Source organism: Rhodovulum sp. FJ3 (assembly GCF_032918305.1).
Lineage (GTDB): Bacteria > Pseudomonadota > Alphaproteobacteria > Rhodobacterales > Rhodobacteraceae > SAT37.
In genome coordinates this window covers 1-23,578 of record NZ_JAWJUU010000008.1, presented here as the reverse complement: position 1 = coordinate 23,578, position 23,578 = coordinate 1, and the positions used below count along the sequence as shown (strand labels likewise).

General features: G+C 61.4%; 23 protein-coding genes. 14 read left to right on the top strand and 9 right to left on the bottom strand.

Annotated elements, in window-relative coordinates; translation table 11 throughout:
- Nucleotides 1-25: 25 nt before the first annotated feature.
- The 3 genes from R1W00_RS16615 to R1W00_RS16605 all read right to left on the bottom strand — a co-directional run bounded on the left by R1W00_RS16615 (nt 26) and on the right by R1W00_RS16605 (nt 3,120).
- A complete protein-coding gene (locus R1W00_RS16615) occupies nt 26-1,303 on the bottom strand; it encodes a glycerate kinase (RefSeq protein WP_317263892.1) in 1,278 nt (425 codons plus the stop codon).
- Between the two features lie 32 nt (nt 1,304-1,335).
- Nucleotides 1,336-1,800 (bottom strand): Rrf2 family transcriptional regulator, encoded by a 465-nt coding sequence (locus R1W00_RS16610; RefSeq protein ID WP_317263891.1) that lies wholly within the window; start codon nt 1,798-1,800, stop codon nt 1,336-1,338.
- A gap of 87 nt (nt 1,801-1,887) precedes the next feature.
- The gene (locus R1W00_RS16605; RefSeq protein WP_317263890.1) at nt 1,888-3,120 is read right to left on the bottom strand and encodes a urate hydroxylase PuuD; all 1,233 of its coding nucleotides are present in this window, start codon (nt 3,118-3,120) and stop codon (nt 1,888-1,890) included.
- Between the two features lie 98 nt (nt 3,121-3,218).
- Between R1W00_RS16605 and R1W00_RS16600 the strand changes: the two genes are divergently transcribed.
- Nucleotides 3,219-4,148, top strand: a complete 930-nt coding sequence (locus R1W00_RS16600) for a LysR family transcriptional regulator (RefSeq protein WP_317263889.1) — start codon at nt 3,219-3,221, stop codon at nt 4,146-4,148.
- Here R1W00_RS16600 and uraH read toward each other — a convergent pair.
- Nucleotides 4,145-4,510, bottom strand: a complete 366-nt coding sequence (uraH, locus tag R1W00_RS16595) for a hydroxyisourate hydrolase (RefSeq protein ID WP_317263888.1) — start codon at nt 4,508-4,510, stop codon at nt 4,145-4,147. The genes R1W00_RS16600 and uraH overlap by 4 nt on opposite strands.
- A gap of 161 nt (nt 4,511-4,671) precedes the next feature.
- Between uraH and puuE the strand changes: the two genes are divergently transcribed.
- From puuE to modC, 7 genes are all read left to right on the top strand, one after another.
- Nucleotides 4,672-6,084, top strand: a complete 1,413-nt coding sequence (puuE, locus tag R1W00_RS16590) for an allantoinase PuuE (protein WP_317263887.1) — start codon at nt 4,672-4,674, stop codon at nt 6,082-6,084.
- Nucleotides 6,081-6,908 carry a bifunctional allantoicase/(S)-ureidoglycine aminohydrolase gene (locus R1W00_RS16585; protein ID WP_317263886.1) on the top strand — a complete coding sequence of 276 codons (828 nt, stop codon included), beginning with the start codon at nt 6,081-6,083 and terminating at the stop codon, nt 6,906-6,908. The genes puuE and R1W00_RS16585 overlap by 4 nt, the downstream gene beginning before the upstream one ends.
- Complete coding sequence (locus tag R1W00_RS16580; RefSeq protein WP_317263885.1) at nt 6,905-7,402, top strand: ureidoglycolate lyase; 498 nt, start codon at nt 6,905-6,907, stop codon at nt 7,400-7,402. Before R1W00_RS16585 ends, R1W00_RS16580 begins: the two co-directional genes overlap by 4 nt.
- Nucleotides 7,403-7,456: 54 nt before the next feature.
- A complete protein-coding gene (locus tag R1W00_RS16575; protein WP_317263884.1) occupies nt 7,457-8,851 on the top strand; it encodes a nucleobase:cation symporter-2 family protein in 1,395 nt (464 codons plus the stop codon).
- A gap of 115 nt (nt 8,852-8,966) precedes the next feature.
- Complete coding sequence (gene modA / locus R1W00_RS16570; RefSeq protein ID WP_317263883.1) at nt 8,967-9,725, top strand: molybdate ABC transporter substrate-binding protein; 759 nt, start codon at nt 8,967-8,969, stop codon at nt 9,723-9,725.
- Nucleotides 9,722-10,420 carry a molybdate ABC transporter permease subunit gene (gene modB / locus R1W00_RS16565; protein WP_317263882.1) on the top strand — a complete coding sequence of 233 codons (699 nt, stop codon included), beginning with the start codon at nt 9,722-9,724 and terminating at the stop codon, nt 10,418-10,420. Before modA ends, modB begins: the two co-directional genes overlap by 4 nt.
- Nucleotides 10,417-11,496 (top strand): molybdenum ABC transporter ATP-binding protein, encoded by a 1,080-nt coding sequence (gene modC / locus R1W00_RS16560; protein ID WP_317263881.1) that lies wholly within the window; start codon nt 10,417-10,419, stop codon nt 11,494-11,496. The genes modB and modC overlap by 4 nt, the downstream gene beginning before the upstream one ends.
- A gap of 59 nt (nt 11,497-11,555) precedes the next feature.
- On the opposite strand, the gene ilvD is transcribed toward modC, so the two are convergent.
- From ilvD to choX, 4 genes are all read right to left on the bottom strand, one after another.
- Entirely contained in the window at nt 11,556-13,388 is a 1,833-nt protein-coding gene (ilvD, locus tag R1W00_RS16555) for a dihydroxy-acid dehydratase (protein ID WP_317263880.1), read from the bottom strand.
- A 122-nt stretch (nt 13,389-13,510) separates the two neighbouring features.
- On the bottom strand, nt 13,511-14,545 hold the full coding sequence (choV, locus tag R1W00_RS16550; protein WP_317263879.1) for a choline ABC transporter ATP-binding protein: 1,035 nt from the start codon (nt 14,543-14,545) through the stop codon (nt 13,511-13,513).
- Nucleotides 14,545-15,381, bottom strand: a complete 837-nt coding sequence (gene choW, locus R1W00_RS16545) for a choline ABC transporter permease subunit (RefSeq protein ID WP_317263878.1) — start codon at nt 15,379-15,381, stop codon at nt 14,545-14,547. The genes choV and choW overlap by 1 nt, the downstream gene beginning before the upstream one ends.
- Before the next feature lie 64 nt (nt 15,382-15,445).
- Nucleotides 15,446-16,360: a choline ABC transporter substrate-binding protein gene (gene choX / locus R1W00_RS16540; protein WP_317263877.1), complete on the bottom strand. Its 915-nt coding sequence runs from the start codon at nt 16,358-16,360 to the stop codon at nt 15,446-15,448.
- A 106-nt stretch (nt 16,361-16,466) separates the two neighbouring features.
- Here choX and betI point away from each other — a divergent pair, with 106 nt between their 5' ends.
- Nucleotides 16,467-17,051, top strand: a complete 585-nt coding sequence (gene betI / locus R1W00_RS16535) for a choline-responsive transcriptional repressor BetI (RefSeq protein WP_317263876.1) — start codon at nt 16,467-16,469, stop codon at nt 17,049-17,051.
- Here the strand turns inward: betI and R1W00_RS16530 are convergent.
- Nucleotides 17,048-18,061, bottom strand: coding sequence for a LacI family DNA-binding transcriptional regulator (locus R1W00_RS16530; RefSeq protein WP_317263875.1), 1,014 nt, complete (start codon nt 18,059-18,061; stop codon nt 17,048-17,050). The genes betI and R1W00_RS16530 overlap by 4 nt on opposite strands.
- 207 nt (nt 18,062-18,268) lie before the next feature.
- Here R1W00_RS16530 and iolG point away from each other — a divergent pair, with 207 nt between their 5' ends.
- From iolG to R1W00_RS16505, 5 genes are all read left to right on the top strand, one after another.
- Nucleotides 18,269-19,261: an inositol 2-dehydrogenase gene (gene iolG, locus R1W00_RS16525; RefSeq protein WP_317263874.1), complete on the top strand. Its 993-nt coding sequence runs from the start codon at nt 18,269-18,271 to the stop codon at nt 19,259-19,261.
- Nucleotides 19,262-19,400: 139 nt separating this feature from the next.
- Nucleotides 19,401-20,324: a sugar ABC transporter substrate-binding protein gene (locus R1W00_RS16520; RefSeq protein ID WP_317263873.1), complete on the top strand. Its 924-nt coding sequence runs from the start codon at nt 19,401-19,403 to the stop codon at nt 20,322-20,324.
- Nucleotides 20,325-20,447: 123 nt separating this feature from the next.
- Nucleotides 20,448-21,488 (top strand): ABC transporter permease, encoded by a 1,041-nt coding sequence (locus tag R1W00_RS16515; protein ID WP_410901570.1) that lies wholly within the window; start codon nt 20,448-20,450, stop codon nt 21,486-21,488.
- On the top strand, nt 21,488-22,267 hold the full coding sequence (locus R1W00_RS16510) for an ATP-binding cassette domain-containing protein (protein ID WP_317263871.1): 780 nt from the start codon (nt 21,488-21,490) through the stop codon (nt 22,265-22,267). Before R1W00_RS16515 ends, R1W00_RS16510 begins: the two co-directional genes overlap by 1 nt.
- A gap of 65 nt (nt 22,268-22,332) precedes the next feature.
- Nucleotides 22,333-23,445, top strand: a complete 1,113-nt coding sequence (locus R1W00_RS16505) for a Gfo/Idh/MocA family oxidoreductase (RefSeq protein ID WP_317263870.1) — start codon at nt 22,333-22,335, stop codon at nt 23,443-23,445.
- The last annotated feature ends 133 nt before the right edge of the window (nt 23,446-23,578 follow it).

Sequence of the window (23,578 nt, the reverse complement as noted above, 5' to 3'; positions counted from 1 at the left end):
GCGAGTATTTGGGCCAAGCTGAAGATCAGGGCGCGTCGGGCGGCAGGATCAGGATTGCGCGGAAATCGTTGACATTGGTCAGAGTTGGGCCAGGGACGATCTGGCGGTCGATTTTTTCGAAAAACGTATGAGCATCGTTGCGGGACAGATAGTCCTGTGCATCGAGGTTTAGTGCCGTGGCGCGCGCGAGGGTTTCGGGGCCGATTGTGGCACCCGCGACCTCGGCCGCGCCGTCGACGCCGTCCGTGTCACAGGCGATGGCGTAGATTTGGGGATGGCCGTCGAGGGCGACAGCAAGGGCCAGCGCATATTCGGCGTTCGGGCCACCAATGCCGTCACCACGGCGGGTCACCGTGCATTCGCCGCCCGAGAGCAGAAGGTGAGGTTTGTCCGTGGCGGTGAGTTTTTTGGCGATATCACGCGCGGCATCCGCGTGGGTTTGGGCGAGATCGCGCGCCTCGCCCTCCAGCGCGTCACCGAGGATGTCGGTCGTGCAACCGGTGGCGGCCTCTGCGGCGGCGGCAAGGGATTGCGACGGAGCGGCGACGATGATGTTTTCGCATCCGGTGAGGCGCGGGTCTGAGGTGGGAACGACACCGGTCGAGCCGCCAAGGACCGCACGCACAGATAGGGGCAGGTCGATCCCCCAGCGATCCGCGATGGCCAGCGCGTCACCTGGCGTTGTGTCGTCGCCCACGGTCGGGCCAGAGGCGATAAAGGCCGGATCGTCGCCGGGAATATCCGAGATCATCAGCGTGATCAGGCGTGCGGGGTGGACGGCGGCGGCAAGTTGGCCGCCCTTCACGCGGCTGAGGTGTTTGCGCACCGTGTTCATCTGGGTGATGGGCGCGCCACTGGCCAAAAGGGCGGCGTTGACGGCCTGCTTTTCCTCAAGCGTGATATCACCCGCCGGATCGATCATCAGGGCCGAGCCACCGCCCGAGATCAGGGCGATGACCAGATCGCCCTCGCCATAATCCTGTAGCCGGCTCAGCATCTCGCGCGTGGCGTCGCGACCGGCGGCGTCGGGCACGGGATGCGCGGCGGACACGATCTCGATGGACTTGGTAGGGCGCTCATATCCATAGCGTGTGATGACGTATCCAGGCACATCGGGCCAGACCTGTTCGACCGCCTCGGCCATGCGCGCGGAGGCCTTACCCGCTCCCACCACGAAAACACGCCCTTCGGGTCGTTCGGGCAGGGCATCGGGAACACAGCACATCGGGTCGGCGGCCGCCACAGCCACATCAAACAGCCCCCGCAAAAAGGCGGGCCAATCGGTGCCATCCGTGTCGTGCATACGTATAAATCCCCTGTCTCTCAGGGGAGAGCTTAGGCCGTAGGGATCGTGAGGGAAAGGCGTTCCGTGGTTGCCAGCGTGGTTTCCAACATACAGTTGTTTTCCGTCAGATCGGCCAGCGTAACCTTATCCAGCGCGCTGTAGAAGGCATTCAGGGCCTCGCACAAAACACCCTTAAGCCGACAGCAATCGGCAAGAGGGCAGGTGTTCTTGTCCTGACTGAAACATTCGGCAAAAGGCACACCGGCCTCAAGCGTGCGAAACACCTTGCCGACCGAAATCGTTTCCGCAGGCGCGCCCAGCATCACACCGCCATTGCGCCCGCGCGCCGTGGACAGGAACCCCGCGTGACTGAGGGCGTTGATCACCTGCGCCATGTGATTTTCTGACGTGTTGCAGGCGGTTGCGATGTCGGATTTTCGGACGATCTGGTCCTGATTTACGGCGCAATACATCAATGCGCGCATGGCAATATTGGTCCGCGTTGTCAGGCGCATGATCCTGTCCCTCTGTGATTTTTCGTCAAATCTCTATCGCTGATACAGGATTTGACGTGAGGGCACTTTGATCGAGATCATGTTTGTTTAGCGGGTCAGACCATCCTTATACCACGCCACGATCAGGTCGCGCTCGGCCTGTTCCATATAGCTGACGTTGGCGGGGGGCATGGCGTGGGTGGCACCCGCTTGTAGGAAAATCTGGCGTGCATGGCGGGCGATATCGGCCTCGGTCTCAAGCAACACGCCGCGCGGCGCAGTGACAATCCCGTCCCATCCCGGATACTGGCCATGACACATCGAACACCGGCCCGCGACGATGTAATAGACGTCCTCAAAATGCTCGGACGCGGCGAATTTCTGGGCCGCACCGGAGAGGGCGGCCTCTTCGGCATAGTCATCGTCGGAATAGAGAGGCAGCAGGGACAGAACCACAATCACCGCGAAAATCGCCGCCGTGGCCGCCCATGTCCAACGCGGGTTCCCTTTGCGGGCGTGGTGCGTGTTGAAATAGTGCCGGATGGTGACGCCCATCAGGAACACAAGGCTGGCGATCAGCCAGTTGTAATCGGACGCAAAGGCCAGCGGATAGTGGTTGCTGAGCATCAGGAACAGCACCGGCAGGGTAAGATAGTTGTTATGCGTGGATCGTTGCTTGGCAATTTTGCCGTATTTCGGATCAGGTGAGCGGCCCGCGCGCAGGTCGGCCACAACGACCTTTTGGTTCGGGATGATGATCAGGAACACGTTCGCCGACATGATCGTCGCCGTGAACGCCCCGAGATGCAGCAATGCCGCCCGCCCCGAGAACACTTGGGTATAGCCCCACGCCATTGCGACCAACACGATATAGAGCAGCACCATCAACCGCGTGTTGTTGTTCCCGAGTGGGGATTTGCACAGGGCGTCATAGATCAGCCACCCAATCGACAGCGACCCTAGCGAAATCAGGATCGCGGCCCAGATCGGCAGGTCCAGAACGCTTGGGTCCACCAGATACAAATCCGCCCCAAGGTAATAGACCAGAACCAGCATCGCAAAACCGGACAGCCACGTCGCGTAGCTCTCCCATTTGAACCACGTCAGGTGTTCGGGCAGGGACGCGGGCGCGACGAGGTATTTCTGGATGTGATAAAAGCCGCCACCGTGGACCTGCCATTCCTCACCGTCGGCACCACTTGCCAACGCGCGATCACGGCGCAGGCCAAGATCCAGCGCGATGAAATAGAAAGACGACCCGATCCACGCAATCGCCGTCGTCACATGCAACCACCGCACCGCAAGGCGCGCCCATTCCTCAAGAACCACAAGTTCCAGCATCACATCCCTCATTTGGCATAAGACAACGCTATACCCGATGCGCCGTGCTTGTTAATTCTTGTAAAACCGAAAACTGTTTCAACCAAATCCGAACGCCCATGGCCTATATCAACAACGTCAAAATGTTTGTCCGTGTCTATGAATTGGGCAGCATGAGCGCCGCGGCGCGCGATCAACGCACCTCGGCGGCGGTGGCCTCGGCGCGGATTGGCGAGTTGGAAAAGCATCTGGGCGTGCGTCTGTTCAACCGCACCACCCGCACCCTGCGCCCGACCGAGGCGGGACAGTTGTTCTATAAGGGTGCCCAGCGCATCCTTGAAACCATCGCCGAGGCCGAGGCCGAAGTCGCCCAAGATCAATCCGCGCCACGCGGCACGGTGTTTGTCGCCGCGCCCCTTGGGGTCGGGCGGCGCTTCATCGCACCCCATGTGCCGTCATTCAAGGACGCCTATCCCGATGTGGACGTGCGACTGCGGATGTCGGACCGCGTGATCGACATCATGGCCGAGGGGTTGGATGTGGCGTTCCACCTTGGGCCGCTGGCCGACAGCGACCTTAAAATCCAGAGCATCGCCGAGTGTCAGCGCGTCCTATGCGCCGCGCCGGACTATATCGCGCGGCGGGGCGCACCGGCGGACGGGCGGGAATTGGTCACGGGCGGTCATGATTGTTTGAACCTGCGCTTTCCGGGGGCGACGGAGTTCCGCTGGCCCCTACAGACGCCCGACGGCGTTCACAGGTTTGAGGTGCACGGCCCACTGGAATCCGACGACGGGGATGTGTTGACCGCATGGGCGCTGGCCGGTCGGGGGATCATCATGAAACCCCTGTTCGAGGTCGCCCATTACATTGCGCGCGGGGATCTGGTCGTGGTGGCCAAGGGATCACCGCCCGTGTCGACGCAACTGGCCTGTCTCTACCCGTCGCGCCGGTTCAAGGACCCCAAGGTGCGCCTGTTCGTCGATTTCATGATCGCGCGCTGCAAACAGGAACTGGCGGCCTGTCTGGCGCATTTGCCGGATGCTTAGCTGCCGCGATAGGTCGAATAGCCATAGGGCGACAGCAACAGGGGCACGTGGTAATGCGCGTCCGGATCGGACATCCCGAACCGCAACGGGATCTGATCCAGAAACAGGGGATCATCCCCCGCCTGCCCCGTCGCCCGCAGGTAATCGCCACAGGCAAAGACCAATTCATACGTGCCCGTCGCGAACGCATCTACCGGCAGGATCGGCGCATCCGTGCGCCCGTCGGCATTGGTCACGGTCGTGGCAATCTGTTCGCGACCGCCATCCGTGATGCGAAACAGGGTGATCGCGATCCCTTGGGCCGGAATCCCCCGCGCCGTGTCCAGAACATGCGTGGTCAGGTATCCTTGGGTTTGCGACATGCCTAAATCCTTTGCTGAACGCCTAAAATTCGCACCCACACTTTGGGGCGAAGCGGCCTGAAATGACACTGGGGGCCACCTGAAAGAGTTTCAAGTTTTTCTTGAAAGCGGGCCTGTTTCCGCTGTCCTATTCTGGGCACAGCGAAAAATAGGAGCATCGCGTGAACAGATACCCGCGCAATATGGCCGGTTACGGGGCCAATGCCCCCGATCCGAAATGGCCCAACGACGCCAAAGTGGCCGTGCAATTTGTGCTGAACTACGAAGAAGGCGGCGAGAACTGTGTCCTGCACGGCGATGCCGCATCCGAGGCGTTTTTGTCCGATATCGCCGGTGCGGCCCAATGGCCCGGTCAACGGCATTGGAACATGGAATCGATCTATGAATACGGGGCGCGCGCGGGGTTCTGGCGTCTGCACCGCCTGTTCACGGGCGCAAGTATTCCGGTCACGATTTACGGCGTTGCAACCGCCCTTGCCCGCAGCCCCGAGCAGGTTCAGGCGATGATCGACGCCGATTGGGAGATTGCAAGTCACGGCCTGCGCTGGGTCGAACACAAGGACATGCCACCCGAGGAAGAGCGCGCCGCGATTGCCGAGGCGATCCGCCTGCACACCGAGGTCGTCGGCGAACGCCCGCGCGGCTGGTACACTGGCCGGTGCAGCGAAAACACCGTCCGTCTGGTCGCCGAAGAGGGCGGGTTCGACTACATTTCGGACACCTATGACGACGATCTGCCCTATTGGGCCGAATACGGCGATCGGGATCAGTTGATCATCCCCTACACGCTTGAGGCCAACGATATGCGCTTTGCCACTGCGCCGGGGTACATCACGGGCGAACAGTTCTATCAGTACCTGAAAGACGCCTTTGACGTACTCTATGCCGAAGGCAGCGCAGGCGCGCCAAAGATGATGAGCATCGGTTTGCACTGTCGTCTGATCGGACGTCCCGGGAAATTGGCGGGGCTGAAGAAATTCATCGACTATATCGCCGGTTTCGACGGGGTCTGGACCCCGCGCCGCATCGACATCGCGCACCACTGGGCGGCCACCCATCCGCCTGCGCGCATCGACCGGCCCAGCCAGATGGACCGCGACACCTTTGTCGCCAAGTTCGGCGGTGTGTTCGAACATTCCCCGTGGATCGCCGAACGTGCGCATGATCTGGAACTGGGCCCCGCGCATGACAGTGCGGTGGGTGTGCATTCCGCCCTCTGCCGCATGTTCCGCAGCGCCAGCGCCGAGGAACGTCTTGGCGTGCTCTGCGCCCACCCCGATCTGGCGGGCAAGCTTGCCGCGGCCAAGGCCCTGACCGCCGAGAGCACCGCCGAACAGGCCAGCGCCGGTCTGGACCACCTGACAGATGAGGAACGCGCGACCTTTACCCGCCTGAACACGGCCTACACGGACAAGTTCGGCTTTCCCTTTATCATCGCGGTGCGCGACCACGACAAGGCGGGCATCATGGCCGCCTTCGAGGCGCGCCTGCAAAACGACCGTGACACCGAATTCACAACCGCCTGCAAACAGGTGGAACGCATCGCGCGCCTGCGCCTTGAGGACATGCTATGACCCAGACCCGCACCTATGCCCTGCCGCCCGGTGGGCTGTTGCCGCAAACCACCCGCGCCCGTGACCGTGCGGTGTTCACCGATGCCTATGCGTTCATCCCCGCCAGCACGATGAGCGATATCGTCACCAGCCTCCTGCCCGGCTGGAACAACACCCGCGCGTGGATCATCGCGCGGCCCCTGTCGGGTTTCGCCGAAACCTTTGCACAGTATATCGTCGAAGTGGCCCAGAACGGTGGCGCGACAAATCCCGAACCCGACGCGGGCGCCGAATGCGTGTTGTTCGTCGTCGGCGGCAACGGGACCCTGACGCTGAACGGCACCGACTATGCCCTCCGCCCCGGTAGCTATGTCTATATCCCGCCAGCAACCGATTGGGCGTTGCACAATGCGAACGCCGAGGCGCTGACCTTTCATTGGATTCGCAAGCGCTATGAACCCGTCCCCGGTCTGGATGCGCCCGAGGCCTTCGTGACCCATGACGACGATGTCCCCCCCGATGCGATGCCCGACACCAACGGGGCATGGGCCACATCGCGGTTTGTGGACACGAACGATCTGCGCCACGACATGCATGTGACCATCGTCACCTTCCAACCGGGTGGCATCATCCCGTTCGCCGAAACCCATGTGATGGAACATGGCCTCTATGTCCTGCAGGGCCGCGGGAATTATCTGTTGAACCAAGATTGGGTTGAGGTCGAGCCCGGCGATTTCATGTGGCTGCGCGCCTTTTGCCCACAGGCCTGTTACGCGGCGGGGGCCGAGCCGTTCCGCTATCTCCTCTACAAAGACGTCAACCGTCATCCGTCCCTGACCCTATGAGCACCCGCATCATCCATATCGCCCCCCTGACCCGCGCCGCGTTTGCACCGTTCGGCGATGTGTTGGACTTTGACGGGGCACCGGACAAGATCATCAACCAAGGCCTGTGCGGACGCTATCACGACCGCGCGGGGCTGGACTTTGGCCCCGATGGCCGCGCGGGGATCAGCCTGTTTGACGCCGAACCACGGGTGTTGCCCCTAAGCCTCGATATGGTGGAACGTCACCCGCTGGGATCACAAGCGTTCATTCCGCTGTCCGAACATCCGTTCCTGGTGATCGTCGCGCCCGATCAGAACGGCACCCCCGGCACGCCATTGGCGTTCGAAACGACACCGGGCACCGCGATCAATTTCGCGCGGAACACGTGGCACGGGGTTCTGACGCCTCTGCACGCGCCTGGCCGGTTTGCCGTCGTTGACCGGATCGGACCGGGCGACAACCTACAGGAACATTGGTTCGACGCCCCCTATCGCGTCGAACACCCCGCATAAAACCAAAACCCGGGCCAAAACCGGGACATTGTAACAGCTCACAGGGAGCCAAAGATGACTGACAGTTCACTAGGGACAGCCGCGCAGCTGCGCGATCCGAATTATACCCCACCCTTGGCCAAGGCCGTTCCCCTTGGCATTCAGCACATTCTGGCGATGTTCGTGTCCAACGTGACACCGGCGATTATCGTCTGTGGCGCGGCGGGTTTCGGGTTCGGCTCAAACTCGCCCGATTTTCCGCAGATGATCTATATGATCCAGATGTCCATGTTCTTTGCGGGCGTCGCGACGTTGATCCAAACCATCGGCGTCGGCCCCGTAGGCGCACGTTTGCCCGTGGTACAGGGCACGTCGTTTGCGTTCATCCCGATCATGATCCCACTGGTCGCCGGTAAGGGCGTCGATGCGATGGCCGTTTTGATGGGCGGTATCCTTGTGGGCGGTCTGTTCCATGCGATCTTGGGTCTGTTCATCGGCAAACTGCGCTTTGCCCTGCCGCCGTTGGTGACGGGTCTGGTTGTGACGATGATCGGCTTGGCACTGGTCAAGGTCGGCATCCAGTACGCCGCCGGTGGTGTTCCGGCCATCGGAACCGAGGAATACGGTAGCCTGCAAAACTGGACCGTGGCGGGCGTTGTGATCGTTGTGACCCTTGCGCTGAAATTCTTTGCGCGCGGCATGCTTTCGGTCTCGGCCGTCCTGTTGGGCCTGATCGCCGGTTACATCGTGGCGTTCATGATGGGCATGGTCAACTTTGGCAACGTGGGCCGTGCGGCGACGATCGCCCTGCCGAACCCCCTGCACTTTGGGCTGGAATTCAGCGTGGCCGCGATTGTCGGCTTTTGCCTGATGTCGTTCGTGTCGGCGGTTGAAACCGTGGGCGACGTGTCGGGCATCACCAAGGGTGGCGCGGGCCGTGAGGCGACCGACACCGAAATCCAAGGTGCGACCTTTGCCGATGGTCTGGGCACCGCTGTGTCGGGTCTGTTCGGCGCACTGCCCAACACCTCGTTCAGCCAGAACGTCGGCCTGATCGCCATGACCGGCGTTATGAGCCGCCACGTCGTGACCTTTGGCGCGATCTTCCTGATCATCTGTGGCCTGATCCCCAAGATCGGCGCGATCATCTCGACCGTCCCGATTGAGGTTCTGGGCGGCGGCGTCATCGTGATGTTCGGCATGGTCGTGTCCGCCGGTATCTCGATGCTGTCGGATGTGCCGTGGAACCGCCGCAACATGGTGATCTTTGCGATCTCTCTGTCGCTTGGCCTTGGGCTGCAACTTGAACCCGGCGCGCTGCAATACCTGCCCGGTACGCTGAAGGTGCTGGCGACCTCGGGCATCCTGCCGGCCGCGTTCATCGCGATCGTTTTGAACCTGATCCTGCCCCAAGAACTGGCCGCAGAATCGACCGAAGAAATGTCGGGCGGCATGTCCGGCCACAAATAATCCCCCCGCGCCCGCCTGTTTCGACCGGCGGGCGCGACCAAGGTCGTGCGCAAATGCCCTTGCATGTGGCGCGCACCCTTCGCACGATACCGGCCACAGGTGAGGCAGGTACGCGATGATCCGATTTCTGTGCAGCATAGCTTTGATCGCCGCCACGACGTTGGGCGCGCGGGCCGAAACGATTACCGTTTTCGCGGCGGCCAGCCTTGGCGATGCCTTGGCCGAGGCCGCGGATCTATGGGCCGATCAAACCGACCATGTTGCGCGATTGAACCTTGCGGGCAGTTCCACCATGGCCCGCCAGATCATCCAAGGCGCACCGGCGGACGTGTTCCTGTCGGCCAATGTCACATGGATGGATGCGGTCGGTGACGCGGGTCTGATCGCGCCGGAAACACGCCGCGATTTATGGGCGAACCGGCTGGTCCTGATCGCCCATGGTGCGGGGGGCGACGTGCCCCTGACGCCCGAGGGGTTGGATCACGCATTGGGTCCCGATGGGCGGCTGGCGATGGGGTTTGTCGATGCGGTGCCTGCGGGGATTTACGGACGCGCGGCCCTTGATCACCTTGGCCTTTGGGACGGGATCGCGACGCGCGTCGCCCAGACCGATAATGTACGCGCGGCCCTGACCCTTGTGGCGCGGGGCGAGGCACCGTTGGGCGTGGTCTATGAGACCGACGCCCGCGCCGCGCCGGACACCCGCATCGCCGCAACCTTTCCAGAGGACAGCCACCCGCCCATCACCTATCCCGGTGCGGCGATCAACGGTGGGAACACGGAATTGGCCGCCGCGTTTCTGGACTTTCTGTCCGGCCCTGCGGGCCAAATCATCTTTGAAACACACGGATTTACGGTATTGTCGGCCCCATGATGGATTGGCTGACCCCCGAAGAATGGAACGCGGTGCGACTGTCGCTGTGGGTGGCGCTGTGGGCGGTGGCCTGTAGCCTGCCGTTTGGCGTGGCCGTGGCCTATGCGCTGGCACGCGGGCGGTTCGTCGGACGTCAGGTTCTGAACGGTCTGGTGCATCTGCCCTTGGTCCTGCCGCCGGTTGTGACGGGCTATATCCTGTTGCTGGGGTTTGGACGTCAGGGACCGATTGGCGCGCTGTTTGAGGATCTGTTCGGCGTTGTGTTCGCATTCCGTTGGACCGGCGCGGCGCTGGCCGCTGGTGTGATGGCGTTTCCGTTGATGGTGCGCGCCATCCGTCTGGCGATTGAGGTGGTCGATCCGAAACTGGAACAGGCCGCGCGCACCTTGGGCGCGCCACCGATCTGGGTGTTTCTGACCGTGACCCTGCCCCTGATCCTGCCGGGCATCTTGGGCGGCGCGATCATGGCATTTGCCAAGGCGATGGGCGAGTTCGGCGCGACGATTACATTCGTATCCAGCATTCCGGGCGAGACCCGCACGATCCCATCCACGATCTATGGTTTCCTTCAGGTGCCGGGGGGCGAGGCACGCGCGCTGCGCCTTGTTCTGGTGTCGCTGGCGATTTCCATGGTCGCGCTGATCGCGTCCGAAATCCTTGCCCATCGCATCGCCAAACGGGTGCGCGGGACATGAGCCTGAGCGTCGATATCCACCACCGCTTTGACGGGTTTGATCTGGACGTGCAATTCCAGACCGAGGGCGGTTTGACCGCGCTGTTCGGTCGGTCTGGCGCGGGCAAGACGACGGTGATCAACGCGCTTGCCGGCGTGTTTCGCCCCGACCGTGGCCGGATTGAGATGAACGGGCGAACATTGTTCGACAGCCCCACCCGCACCAATGTGCCTGTTCATAAACGCGGCCTTGGCTATGTGTTTCAGGACGCGCGCCTTTTCCCGCATCTGAGTGTCGCGCAGAACCTGAAATACGGCGCGCGGTTCCGCAAATCCCGAGTGTCCGGCGATCAGGTGGTTGAGATGTTGGGGATCGCGCATCTGTTGGACCGCCGTCCCACCGATCTATCGGGCGGCGAGAAACAGCGCGTCGCGATCGGGCGGGCGTTGATGTCGGGGCCCGAGATGTTGCTGATGGACGAACCTCTGGCCGCGCTAGATCAGGCGCGCAAGGACGACATCCTGCCCTATCTAGAACGGCTGCGGGATGAGGCTGATTTGCCGATCCTGTACGTCAGCCATTCCATAACCGAGATCGGGCGACTGGCAACGTCGGTGGTCGCATTGGAACACGGACGTGTGGTGCGCGCGGGCGCCGCCGAGGACATCCTGTCCGACCCCGACGCGGTCGCCACATTCGGGGTGCAGGACGCGGGCGCCATGCTGCGCGGACGGGTGGTGGCGCATCATGATGACGGGCTGACCGAATTGGCGGTGGGCGGCGGACAGCTGTGGTTGCCGCGGATCATGGCCCCTGTGGACAGCACCGTACGCGTGCGGGTCGAGGCGCGCGACGTGATGCTGTCCCTACAGCAACCCAACGACATCTCCGCGCTGAACGTCCTGCCCGCGACGGTCGTGTCCCTGCGCGATGGCGACGGGCCGGGTGCGATGGTGCAGTTGCAGGTCGGGCCGGACCGCATTCTGGCGCGCATCACGGGACGGTCGGCCAAGACGTTGAACATCCGCGCGGGGCAGACCCTGTTTGCCGTGCTGAAATCCGTGGCCGTCGCGAAACAGGATATCGGGCGCGGTTAGGCCAAACGAAAAGGGCGCGCCGAAACCGGCACGCCCCAAGATCCAGATCAGGACCTAAATCACAGCTTGCGCACAGCACCCTTGGCGGCACTGGTCGTCAGGGCCGCATAGGCACGCAGGGCCGTCGAGACCTTACGCTTGCGCGGCTCGGCGGGTTTCCAGCCTGCGGCCTCTTGCGCGGCGCGACGTGCGGCCAGTTCGGCGTCATCCACGGCCAGATGGATTTTCCGGTTGGGGATGTCGATTTCGATCTTGTCGCCATCTTTGACCAGACCGATCGTGCCGCCCTCGGCCGCTTCGGGCGAGACGTGACCGATCGACAGACCCGAGGTGCCGCCCGAGAACCGACCATCGGTCAACAGCGCACAGGCCTTACCCAGACCTTTGGATTTCAGATAGCTGGTCGGATACAGCATTTCCTGCATCCCCGGACCACCGCGCGGACCCTCATAGCGGATCACGACCACGTCGCCCTCTTTGACCTTGCCGGTCAGGATGTCACTGACGGCGGCGTCTTGGCTCTCACAGACATGGGCCGTGCCGGTAAAGGTCAGGATCGAGGCATCAACCCCCGCCGTTTTCACGATACAGCCCTCTTCGGCGATGTTGCCGAACAGAACGGCCAGACCGCCGTCTTGGCTGAACGCGTACTCTTTGGACCGGATCACGCCGTTTTCACGGTCGGTGTCCAGTTCCTTGTACCGGTTCTCGGTGCTGAAGGCCTGCGTTGTGCGCACACCACCCGGTGCGGCCTTGAACAACTGTTCGGCCTCGGGGTTGTTGGCGACCTTGATGTCCCAATGGCCGATGGCCTCACCAATGGTGTTGGAATGTACGGTGGCACAGTCGTTGTTCAACAGACCTGCGCGCGACAGCTCCCCCAAAATCGAGAAGATACCACCGGCGCGGTGGACGTCTTCCATGTGGACGTTGTGGATGTTCGGCGCGACCTTACACAGGCAGGGCACCTTGCGCGACAGACGGTCGATATCGTCCATGGTGAAATCGACTTCACCCTCGTTGGCGATGGCCAAGAGGTGCAGAACCGTGTTGGTGGACCCGCCCATGGCGATATCGAGGCTCATCGCGTTTTCAAACGCGTCGAACGTCGCGATCTCGCGCGGCAACAGGCCCTTTTCCTCGCCCTGATAATGGCGCTTGGTGATGTCGACGATCTTACGACCGGCCTCAAGGAACAGGTGCTTGCGGTCCGCGTGGGTTGCAAGGGTCGAGCCGTTCCCCGGCAGGGCAAGGCCCAGCGCCTCGGCCAGACAGTTCATCGAGTTCGCGGTGAACATCCCCGAGCACGAGCCACAGGTCGGACAGGCGTTTTCCTCGATGTGCTGAACCTGTTCATCGGTAAAGGTCTCGCTTGCGGCGGCAACCATTGCGTCGACAAGGTCGATCTTTTTCATGTCCAGATCGGCGATGTCGATCTTGCCGGCCTCCATCGGGCCACCGGACACGAAAATCGCCGGAATGTTCAGGCGCATTGCGGCCATCAGCATACCGGGGGTGATCTTGTCACAGTTCGAGATACAGACCATCGCGTCGGCACAGTGGGCGTTCACCATGTATTCGACGCTATCGGCGATCACTTCGCGCGAAGGCAGCGAATAGAGCATCCCGTCGTGCCCCATTGCGATCCCGTCATCCACGGCGATGGTGTTGAATTCCTTGGCAACACCGCCTGCGGCCTCAACCTCACGGGCGACCATCTGGCCCAGATCCTTGAGGTGCACGTGACCAGGCACGAATTGGGTAAAGGAGTTGACGATGGCGATGATCGGCTTGCCGAAATCGTCATCCTGCATGCCGGTCGCGCGCCACAGGCCACGGGCCCCTGCCATGTTGCGTCCGTGGGTCGACGTCCTAGAACGATAGGCGGGCATATCGCGCCTCCCTTGCTTAATCATCCGTTGGTGCATGGGGGCGCGAAAAAGGGCGCCGCCTCAAGCGACGCCCTATGTACAAGGCTTGGCCATGGTATACCAGAGCCAAGGCGCAAATGCGGTTAGGAATCCACCTTGCGCGGATCAAGCAAACCGCGCAGCACACTGGCGCGCGAGACCTGACCGATCACCTGACCATCCTCCATCACGGCGAACGGGGCATCCTGATCGGTAATGGCGCGCATGACCTGTTCCACCGTATCCGTGGCATTCACGGTTTGGGTCGGCATGCCATCGACATCTTCCATCACATCGCGCGCGGTCAGAACGCCCAGCGGGTTCATATGCGCCACAAAGTCCGCCACGTATTCATTGACGGGGTTGGAGAAGATGTCTTGCGGAGTGCCGCATTGCACGATCCGCCCGCCTTCCATGATGGCGATGCGGTTGCCCAGCTTGAACGCCTCATCAAGGTCATGGCTGACAAAGATGATCGTGCGTTTCAGCTTTTGTTGTAGCTCTAGCAGTTCGTCCTGCAGTTTCGACCGGATCAGAGGGTCCAGCGCCGAGAACGGCTCGTCCATCAACAGGATCGGGGCCTCGGTCGCAAAGGCACGGGCAAGGCCCACACGCTGTTGCATACCGCCGGACAGTTCGCCGACCTTACGCTCGGCCCAATCCGACAGACCCACAAGGTCCAACTGATTGCGGACACGTTCGGCGCGCTCAGCCTTGGGCATCCCGCCCAGCTCCAACCCCAGCCCGACGTTTTCCTGCACCGTGCGCCACGGCAACAGGCCGAATTGCTGAAACACCATCGCGACTTGGTTCAGGCGAATACGGCGCAGGGTCTGGGCGTCGGCATTGGTCACATCGACCATCTGCCCGCCTTCATTCACCCGCACCGCGCCGCGCACCACGGGGTTCAACCCGTTCACCGCCCGCAACAGGGTCGATTTCCCCGAACCGGACAGGCCCATCAGGACAAGGATTTCGCCCTCACCCACGGTCAGGTTACAATTGTGCACGCCCAGAACCTGACCCGTGTCGGTCTGGATTTCCGCGCGTTCCTGTCCCGCATCCATCAACGGCAGCGCCTTTTGCGGCGCATCCCCGAACACGATCGAGACGTTATCGATTTGAACAGCATCGGCCATTACTTGCGCCCTCCCATGCTGAGCATCCGGTCAAGCACGATGGCCACGACCACAATCACGAAACCGGACTCAAAGCCCAAGGCGGTGTTCACTTGGTTCAGCGCGCGCACAACCGGCACACCCAGACCATCCGCCCCGACCAGCGCGGCCACAACCACCATCGACAGCGACAGCATGATCGTCTGGTTCAAACCGGCCATGATCTGCGGCACGGCATAGGGCAATTCGACCTTCAGCAACGTCTGACGCGGGGTTGCTCCGAACGCGCGCGCGGCCTCAAGCAGTGCGGTCGGCGTCGACGACACCCCCAGATAGGTCAGGCGGATCGGCGCAGGCAGAACAAAGATCACCGTCGCAATCAGGCCCGGCACCATGCCGATGCCAAAGAAGACAATCGCGGGGATCAGATAAACAAAGGTCGGCAGCGTCTGCATCAAATCCAGAACCGGCCGCATATAGGTATAGAGTTTCGGCCGGTGCGCCGCCGCGATCCCGATTGGCACCCCGATGGCCATACAGACCACACAGGACGATAGAACCAGCGTCAGGCTCTCGGTCGCCTCCTCCCAATAATCCTGATTCAGGATGAACAAGAACCCGAGGAACACGAACAGGCAGGTTTTCCAACTGCGCTGAATCGCCCACGTCAGGGCCACAAATCCCAAAATCACAATCAACGGGTTGGGTTCTTGCAGCACCCACAAAATCCCGTCGATCAGCATTTCCATTACATCGGCCAGCACGTCCAGCGCGCCGTCGAAATTATCCCTGACCCAGTCAAAAACGGCCTTGGCCGTCTTGCCGACGGGAATTTTGCTATCCGTCAACCAGTCCAAACTAATCTTCCCTTGCCCCAATAGAAAACGGACCCCGCGTTGCGGGGCCCGTTGTGTTTTGTCCTTACAGACCGATGTGCGCTTTGACCGCTGCGATGGCGTCGCCGCCGTCCAGCGTGGTCACACCCGCCAACCACGTGTCCAGAACCTCGGGGTTGGCCTTGAGCCACGCCATGGTTGCGTCATCGGCGTCTTCACCATCGTCAAGGATCTGGCCCATGATCAGGTTTTCCATCTCAAGGGTGAAATCCATGTTGCCAAACAGCGTGCCAAGGTTCGGGCATTCGCCGACGAAACCTTTGCGCGTCACTGTGTGCACGACACCTTCGCCACCAAAGAAGTCCTCACCACCCGTCAGGTATTTCAGCGAGAAGTTTGCGTTCATCGGGTGCGGTTCCCAGCCAAGGAACACAACGTGCTCTTGGTCGTCATAGGCGCGTGCCACTTGGGCCAGCATGCCCTGCTCCGAGCTCTCTACGACCTCGAAACCGGCCAGACCGTGGGTGTTGTTTTCGGCCAGTTCAACCAGATAGGCGTTGCCTTCGTTGCCGGGTTCGATGCCGTAAATCTTCTCGTCCAGTTCCTCACGGAAGTTGGCGATGTCGGCATAGGTCTTCAGACCGGCCTCATAGGTGTAGGTCGGCACGGCCAGCGTGTATTTTGTGCCTTCGAGGTTGACGTTGATCGCCTCGATCTCACCGCTGTCCAGATAGGGGCCGATGGCACCGGCCTGTGCAGGCATCCAGTTACCAAGGAAGATGTCGACATCGTCGCTCTCCAGCGATGCAAAAGTCACTGGTACAGACAGGACCTTTACGTCAACATCGTAACCCAGACCCTCAAGCACGTGCTTGGCCGTGCTGGTCGTGGTGGTGATATCAGTCCAACCGACATCCGACATCACGACGGTGTCACAGCTGGCGGCAAATGCGCCGGACGTCATCAATGCCAGCGCGGAAACGGTCGATACGAATTTCATGTGTGCTCCCTGTGGGACATAATGCCCATTATTTGTTGATTGACGAGTCAATTAGTCACGGTCAAAACTGTAATTGCAACCAAAAACTGTTGAAGAGGGCCGAGTGATGAGTGTTGAGCCGAAAAGACGTGCACAATTGGTCGAGGCGACCATACACGAGATCGGCGAGACCGGATCGCTGAACGTCACGGTCAGCAAGATCGCCAAACGGGCCGGTGTCTCCTCGGCGTTGGCGTTTCACTACTTTGGAGACAAAGAACAACTCTTTCTGGCGTCTATGCGTTATATTCTGGCGGTTTACGGCGCCGAGGTGCGCGGTGCCCTGCGTGCGGCCCAGACCCCCAAAGACCGCGTCACCGGCATCATCCGCAGCAGCTTTACCCCGGCCAACTTTCGTCAGGACGTGATTGCGGCGTGGCTGAATTTCTATGTGCTGGCCCTGACCTCGCCCGAGGCGGGGCGGCTCTTGCGCGTGTATCATCGTCGCCTGCATTCCAATCTGGTCTATGCCCTGCGCCAACTGGTCGGGGACGACGCGGCCCCTGACGTGGCGAAACGAATCAGCGGTCTGATCGACGGGCTGTACCTACACTATGCGCTGAACCCGTCCGACAGTGACGGCGAACACGCCGAGGCGCGGGTGCTGACCAGCCTTGAGAACGAAATCGCGGCCTACACGGGCGCGCACTAGGCGCTATCGCGGATCACCATTTTCCCGAGGAACATCTTGTCCATGTCCTCGGTGCCGGAATTTTCCAGCACATCCACCAGATACTCGGCCATCGCCGAAATCGGTTGGCGGTATGTGGTCAGACGGTAATTCGCACTGGCCGCTTGGGGCACATCATCAAACCCGATGACCGCAATGTCCTGCGGCACCTTCAGGCCGAACCGGTGCTTGATGCAATCAATCGCACCAATGGCCAGCGCGTCGTTCTCGCACACAACGATATCGGGACGGTCCTCCGTCGCCATCGGACGCAGAGTCGTATCGATAATCTCGGTCGCAAGGTTCGGATCATAGGCCGCGACACTGACGTCATCGGGAGTGAATCCCGTGTGTTCCTTCCACAACGCGACAAAGGTTTCCTTGCGCGACAGATGCGCCGACACCGTGCGTGGACCCGCCAGATAAAGGGGCCGTTTATACCCGCGCCGCATGACGTACTGCGCGATTTCACGGGTGGCCGCCACATCATCCACGGCGATCGAAATCGTGTCGGGGTTCTGGGACGTGCGCGCAAAGATGATCAGCTTTTTGAACCGGCGCGCACTGTGGGCGGCGGCCAGAACCTCGTCATCGAACTGGATGCCGATCAGGATCGTCGCATCGACGCGGCGCTGGGACGCATTCATCAACGCAGGCCCCGCATCCTCACGGTCCAGCGTGTTCACCAACAACGTATCCCATCCCCGCGTACGCAAGGCGCGGGTCAGGCGTTCCAGCATCACCAGCTTGTGCGGGTTGTTAAAATCATCGACCAGCAACGCCACCAGATTGGACCGGTCCGACGCCAAGGCCGCCGCGCGCAGATCGGGCACATAGCCCAGCGTCTGCGCCGCCTTCATCACCTTTTCCCGCGTCGCAGGCGAAATCGAGGCGTTGTTCTTGAACGCGCGATTCACCGTCCAGCGGGACACCCCCGCCAGCACGGCCACATCATCCGCCGTAATGTTTGCTTGTAGGTCAGACGCGCTCACACACCAGTCCTCTTGGCTACTAAACGGGTGTACGACGCCGTTCCGGAAAATCCCAGACCTTTGCGTATTCCTCCCTGCCCCTCCTCGGGCAAATGTCACGCTATGCCACTTTGCACGCGCGTGCAATTTTTTCTTGCACGCGCGTGCAAAATCCGTATCCCTATCGTCAGCCGCGACAAATTGACGTGGCAGATTCGGGAGGAATACATGCTGAAAGTTGGGTTACTCGGCGCGGGCCGCATTGGTCAGGTGCACGCCGTTAACATCGCGGGGAATGCGCGATCGACCTTGGTGGCCGTGTCGGATGTCTACGAACAAGCCGCCGAAAAACTGGCCGGAGACTATGGCGCCGAGGCCCGCACGTCCGAGGCAATCCTGAACGATCCCGCGATTGACGCGGTTCTGATCGCCACCTCGACTGACACCCATTCCGACCTGATTGAGGCCGCCACCGCCGCCGGTAAGGCCGTGTTGTGCGAAAAGCCCGTCGATCTGTCGCTAGAGCGCGCCAAGGCCTGTCTTGCCGCCGCATCGGACACCGGTCGTCCCGTCATGATCGGGTTCAACCGCCGGTTTGATCCGAACTTTAGCGCCCTGAAAGAGGCCAGCCTGCGCGGCGAGATCGGTAAATCCGAACTGCTTGCCCTGACCTCGTTCGATCCGGCACCGCCGCCCGTGTCCTACATCAAAGTGTCGGGTGGCCTGTTCCGTGACATGATGATCCACGATTTCGACATGGCGAATTTCCTGATGGGCGAACGTCCTGTCACGATCCGCGCGGTGGGCAGTTCCATCGTCGATCCCGAAATCGGGGCCGCCGGTGACGTCGACACCGCCGTTGTCACGATGACCTATGCCGACGGCAAAATCGCCGTCATCAAGAACAGCCGCCGCGCGGTCTATGGATACGATCAGCGCGTCGAACTGCTGGGTTCCGAGGGCCTGTTACAGGCGCAAAACATGCTGGAAAACACGGTCGTGAAATCGACCGTCGCTGGCGTGTCGTCGGCTAAACCGACGTATTTCTTCTTGGAACGCTACATGCCCGCATATGCCACCGAGTGGGAGGCCTTTGTCGCCGCCGCGCTGGATGGCACGGATATGCCGGTCACATTGGAAGACGGGATTGCCGCCCTCGCGATGGCCGAGGCCGCGACCCAGTCCGCCAAATCCGGTCAGGTTGTCGAAATCGACTACTGACCCGACACCATAGGGCGCGTCACCTTTAAGGAGGGGGGACGCTTCCGGCTTTGTTCCCAAAGTTGAATTGCCAAGGGGCCAGAGTTCAGGCGCGATGACATTCGTCGTCGCATCATCGAAATTGGGAGGTACTGAACCAATGAACAAACTTTTCACTTCTGTCGCTACGGCCGCTGTACTGGCTGCTGCCGCTCCGGCCATGGCCGCCGACATCATCGTCGTCGCCCACGGGCAGGCCAACGACCCCTTCTGGTCGGTCGTCAAAAACGGCGTTGAAAAAGCGGCCGAGCACACCGGCGCAAACGTCGATTTCCGCTCGCCCGAGACCTTTGACATGGTCGCGATGAGCCAGCTGATCGACGCCGCCGTGAACCAAGAGCCCGACGGCCTTGTCGTGTCGATCCCCGATGCGGATGCGCTTGGCCCGTCGATCGAACGCGCTGTGGCCGCTGGCATTCCCGTCATCTCGATGAACTCGGGCTCGGACGTTGCCGGTGAACTGGGTGCGCTGCTGCACGTTGGTCAGTCGGAATACGATGCGGGCAAGGCGGCTGGTGCGAAACTGGCGGAAATGGGCGGCTCCAAGGGGATCTGTGTGAACCAAGAGGTCGGCAACGTCTCGCTGGACCTGCGCTGTGAAGGGTTCGCAGACGGTTTCGGCCAAGAGGTCACCGTGATCCCGACCCAGAACGACCCGACCGAGGTTGAATCCAAGGTCCGCGCGGCACTGGAATCCGATCCCGATGTCGACACGGTTCTGGGCCTCGGCGCGTCTCTGGTGGGTGAGCCTGCTGTGGCGGCTGTGACGGCTCTGGGCCGTGACGACGTTCTGGTTGCCTCGTTCGACCTGTCGGCGGGCTTCCTGCAGGCGGTTGCAGACGGCAAAGCCGCCTTCGCGATCGACCAACAGCAATACCTGCAAGGCTATCTGCCCGTCGCCTTTTTGGCGCTGAACGCGGAATACGGTCTGGTTCCCGGTGGTGATGTGCCGTCCGGCCCGAACCTTGTGACCCAAGATGCGGCTGCTCAGGTCATCGACCTGTCGGCGCAAGGTATCCGCTAATAACATCCGCCGGACCGTGCGACACCGCGCGGTCCGGCACATTCCGGAGGTTCCCCCATGGCGAGCGATGCCATCGCATCCGCAGACGAGCGGATAAAGTCAGAATCCTTTCTTACGAAACTGATGAAACGACCCGAACTTGGCGCCATTGGCGGCGTTATTCTGGTCACGCTGTTCTTTCTGATTACCGCCGATGAGGCGATGTTCACCCTGTCCGGCATCATGAACTTTATGACCCCCGCGGCCCAGTTGGGCATCTTGGGGATCGCTGCGGCGATGCTGATGATCGGGGGCGAGTTTGATCTGTCCATCGGGTCCATGGTGGCCTTTGCGGGCATGGTGTTTGGCGTCCTGTCCGTGAACATGGGTCTGCCGTTGATTTTGGCGATCCCCCTGACGCTGGCCTTTGCCGCCGCGATTGGCGCGGGCAATGGGTTGATCGTGATCCGCACGGGCCTGCCGTCCTTTATCGTGACGCTGGCCGGTCTGTTCATTCTGCGCGGCGCGTCTTTGGTGGGGCTCAAGCTTTTTACCGGCGGCTCGACCCAGTTGCGCGGCGTGCGTGACGCGGTTGAGGGCGATCCGCTGACCGCGTTCTTTTCGGGCGAGGCGTTTGAGGGCCTGTTCGCGTGGCTGGCCAGTGCGGGCCTGATCGAGACATTCAAATCCGGCGCCCCCAAGGTGCCTGGCGTGCCGGTCGAAATCCTGTGGTTCATCGCGATGGCCCTTGTGGCGACCTATATCCTGCTGCGCACACCGGTCGGGAACTGGATTTTCGCAACCGGCGGCGACAGCAACGCCGCCCAGAACTCGGGCGTGCCCGTCAAAAAGGTCAAGGTCAGCCTGTTTATGGTCACCGCCATGGCCGCTGCGTTGGTCGCGATCATCACCGTGATTGACGCCGGTTCCACGGACGCCCGTCGCGGGTTCATGAAGGAATTTGAGGCAATCATCACCGCCGTTATCGGGGGATGCCTGTTGACCGGTGGATACGGCTCCGCGATCGGCGCGTTCTTTGGCGCGATCATCTTTGGCATGGTCACCATCGGCCTCACCTACACCGATTTCGATCAGGACTGGTTCCAGATTTTCCTTGGCGGGATGCTGTTGCTGGCGGTCGTCTTTAACAACGTCATCCGCAAACGTGTCACGGGAGAGCGCTAATGTCCGATCCCATTATCCATATGGAAAACATCAAGAAACACTTTGGCAACGTGATCGCGTTGAACGGTGTGACCTTCGATGTACGGCCCGGTGAATGCCACTGTTTGCTGGGCGACAACGGCGCAGGGAAATCGACCTTCATCAAGACGATGTCCGGCGTGCACAAACCCACAAGCGGCGAAATCCAGTTCGAGGGCAAACCCCTGTCCTTTGACAGTCCCCGCGACGCGATGGAGGCCGGTATCGCCACCGTGTTTCAGGATCTGGCGATGATCCCGCTGATGTCGGTCACGCGCAACTTTTTCATGGGGCGCGAACCGACCAAGGGTAAAGGTCTGTTCAAACGCCTTGATGTCGAGCGTGCGAATGAAATCACCATGTCCGAAATGCGCAACATGGGGATCAACCTGCGCGCACCGGATCAGGCGGTTGGCACCCTGTCTGGCGGTGAACGCCAAACGGTCGCCATTGCCCGCGCGGTCTATTTCGGGGCCAAGGTTCTGATCCTTGACGAACCGACCTCGGCCCTTGGGGTGCGCCAGACATCGAACGTCCTGTCGACCATCGCCAAGGTGCGCGAACAAGGCGTCGGCGTGGTTTTCATCTCGCACAACGTGCGCCACGCGATGGCCGTGGGGGACCGGTTCACCGTTTTGAACCGTGGTCAGACCCTTGGCACGGCGGTCAAGGGCGACATCACCTCGGCCGAACTCCAAGACCTCATGGCAGGCGGGCAGGAACTGGCCACGCTCGAAGGGTCGCTTGGCGGCACCGTGTAACCCCTTTGGGCGGGCGTTCGCGCCCGTCCCCACCTGATTTTCCGGTTGATCCTATGACGCATCCTATGCCTCGGACGCCCCTTGGCGTGGCCCTGATCGGGACCGGCTTTATGGGCAAATGCCACGCGATGGCGTGGAACAATGTGACCACCGTGTTCGGCGGTGCGCGACCCACCCTGTCAATCCTATGCGATGCCGACGCGGACCGTGCCGCGCAACTGGCCCGCGATTGGGGCTTTGCACGGGCGGCCACCGATTGGCGCGCAACCATTGCCGATCCGTCCGTTGATGTCGTGTCGATCACGACCCCGAACGACATGCACCGCCCCATGGCCGAGGCCGCATTGGCGGCGGGCAAGCACGTCTGGTTGGAAAAACCCATGGCCCTGACACTGGACGATGCGCGCGCCATGGCGGACCTTGCCGCCGCGCATCCCGATCAGGTCACGATCCTTGGGTATAACTACCTGCGCAGCCCCGCGTTCCAAGCCGCCCGCGCCCTGATCGCGGCCGGTGAGATCGGCACGCCGATGTCCTTTCGCGGGGTCTATGACGAAGATTACTCTGCCGACCCCGATCTCCCATGGAGTTGGCGGATGACCCACCAAGGCGGTGGTCTGGGCGCGCTTGGCGATCTGGGCTGTCACTTGGTGGGACAGATGCTTGCCCTGATGGGGCCGGTCACCCGTGTGATCGGCCAGACGCAGATCGCGATCCCCACGCGCCAATCGCCCAAGGGCCCGATGGCAGTCGAAAATGAGGACACCGCCTATGCCCTGCTGAGCTTTGCCAGCGGCGCGCAGGGCGTGTTCGCCACATCGCGCGTGGCATCGGGCCGCAAGTGCCGCCTGCAATGGGAAATCCACGGCACCGACGGCAGCATGGTGTTCGATCAGGAAAACATGAACGAACTCTGGATACACAAACGCGGCACGGACGGATTCACCCGCCATCTGACCGGTCCCGCGCAGCCGGATTTCACCGCGTTCTGCCCCGCACCCGGACATAACTTTGGCTTTAACGAACAAAAGGTGGTTGAGGCGCGTGATCTGCTCTGCGCCATCGCGGGCGGCCCCAAAGCGGCCCCCGACTTCGCCCATGGCTTGGATATCGAAACCGTAATCCACGCCATGGCCACCTCGAACGGCACCCCAATTTCGATAGGACACGACGCATGACCACACTTGATTTGATTACGATTGGGCGTTCATCGGTTGATTTATATGGGTCACAGGTTGGAGGGCGCTTGGAGGATATGGGGTCCTTTGAGAAGTACATCGGCGGGTCCCCGACGAACATTGCGTGCGGGAC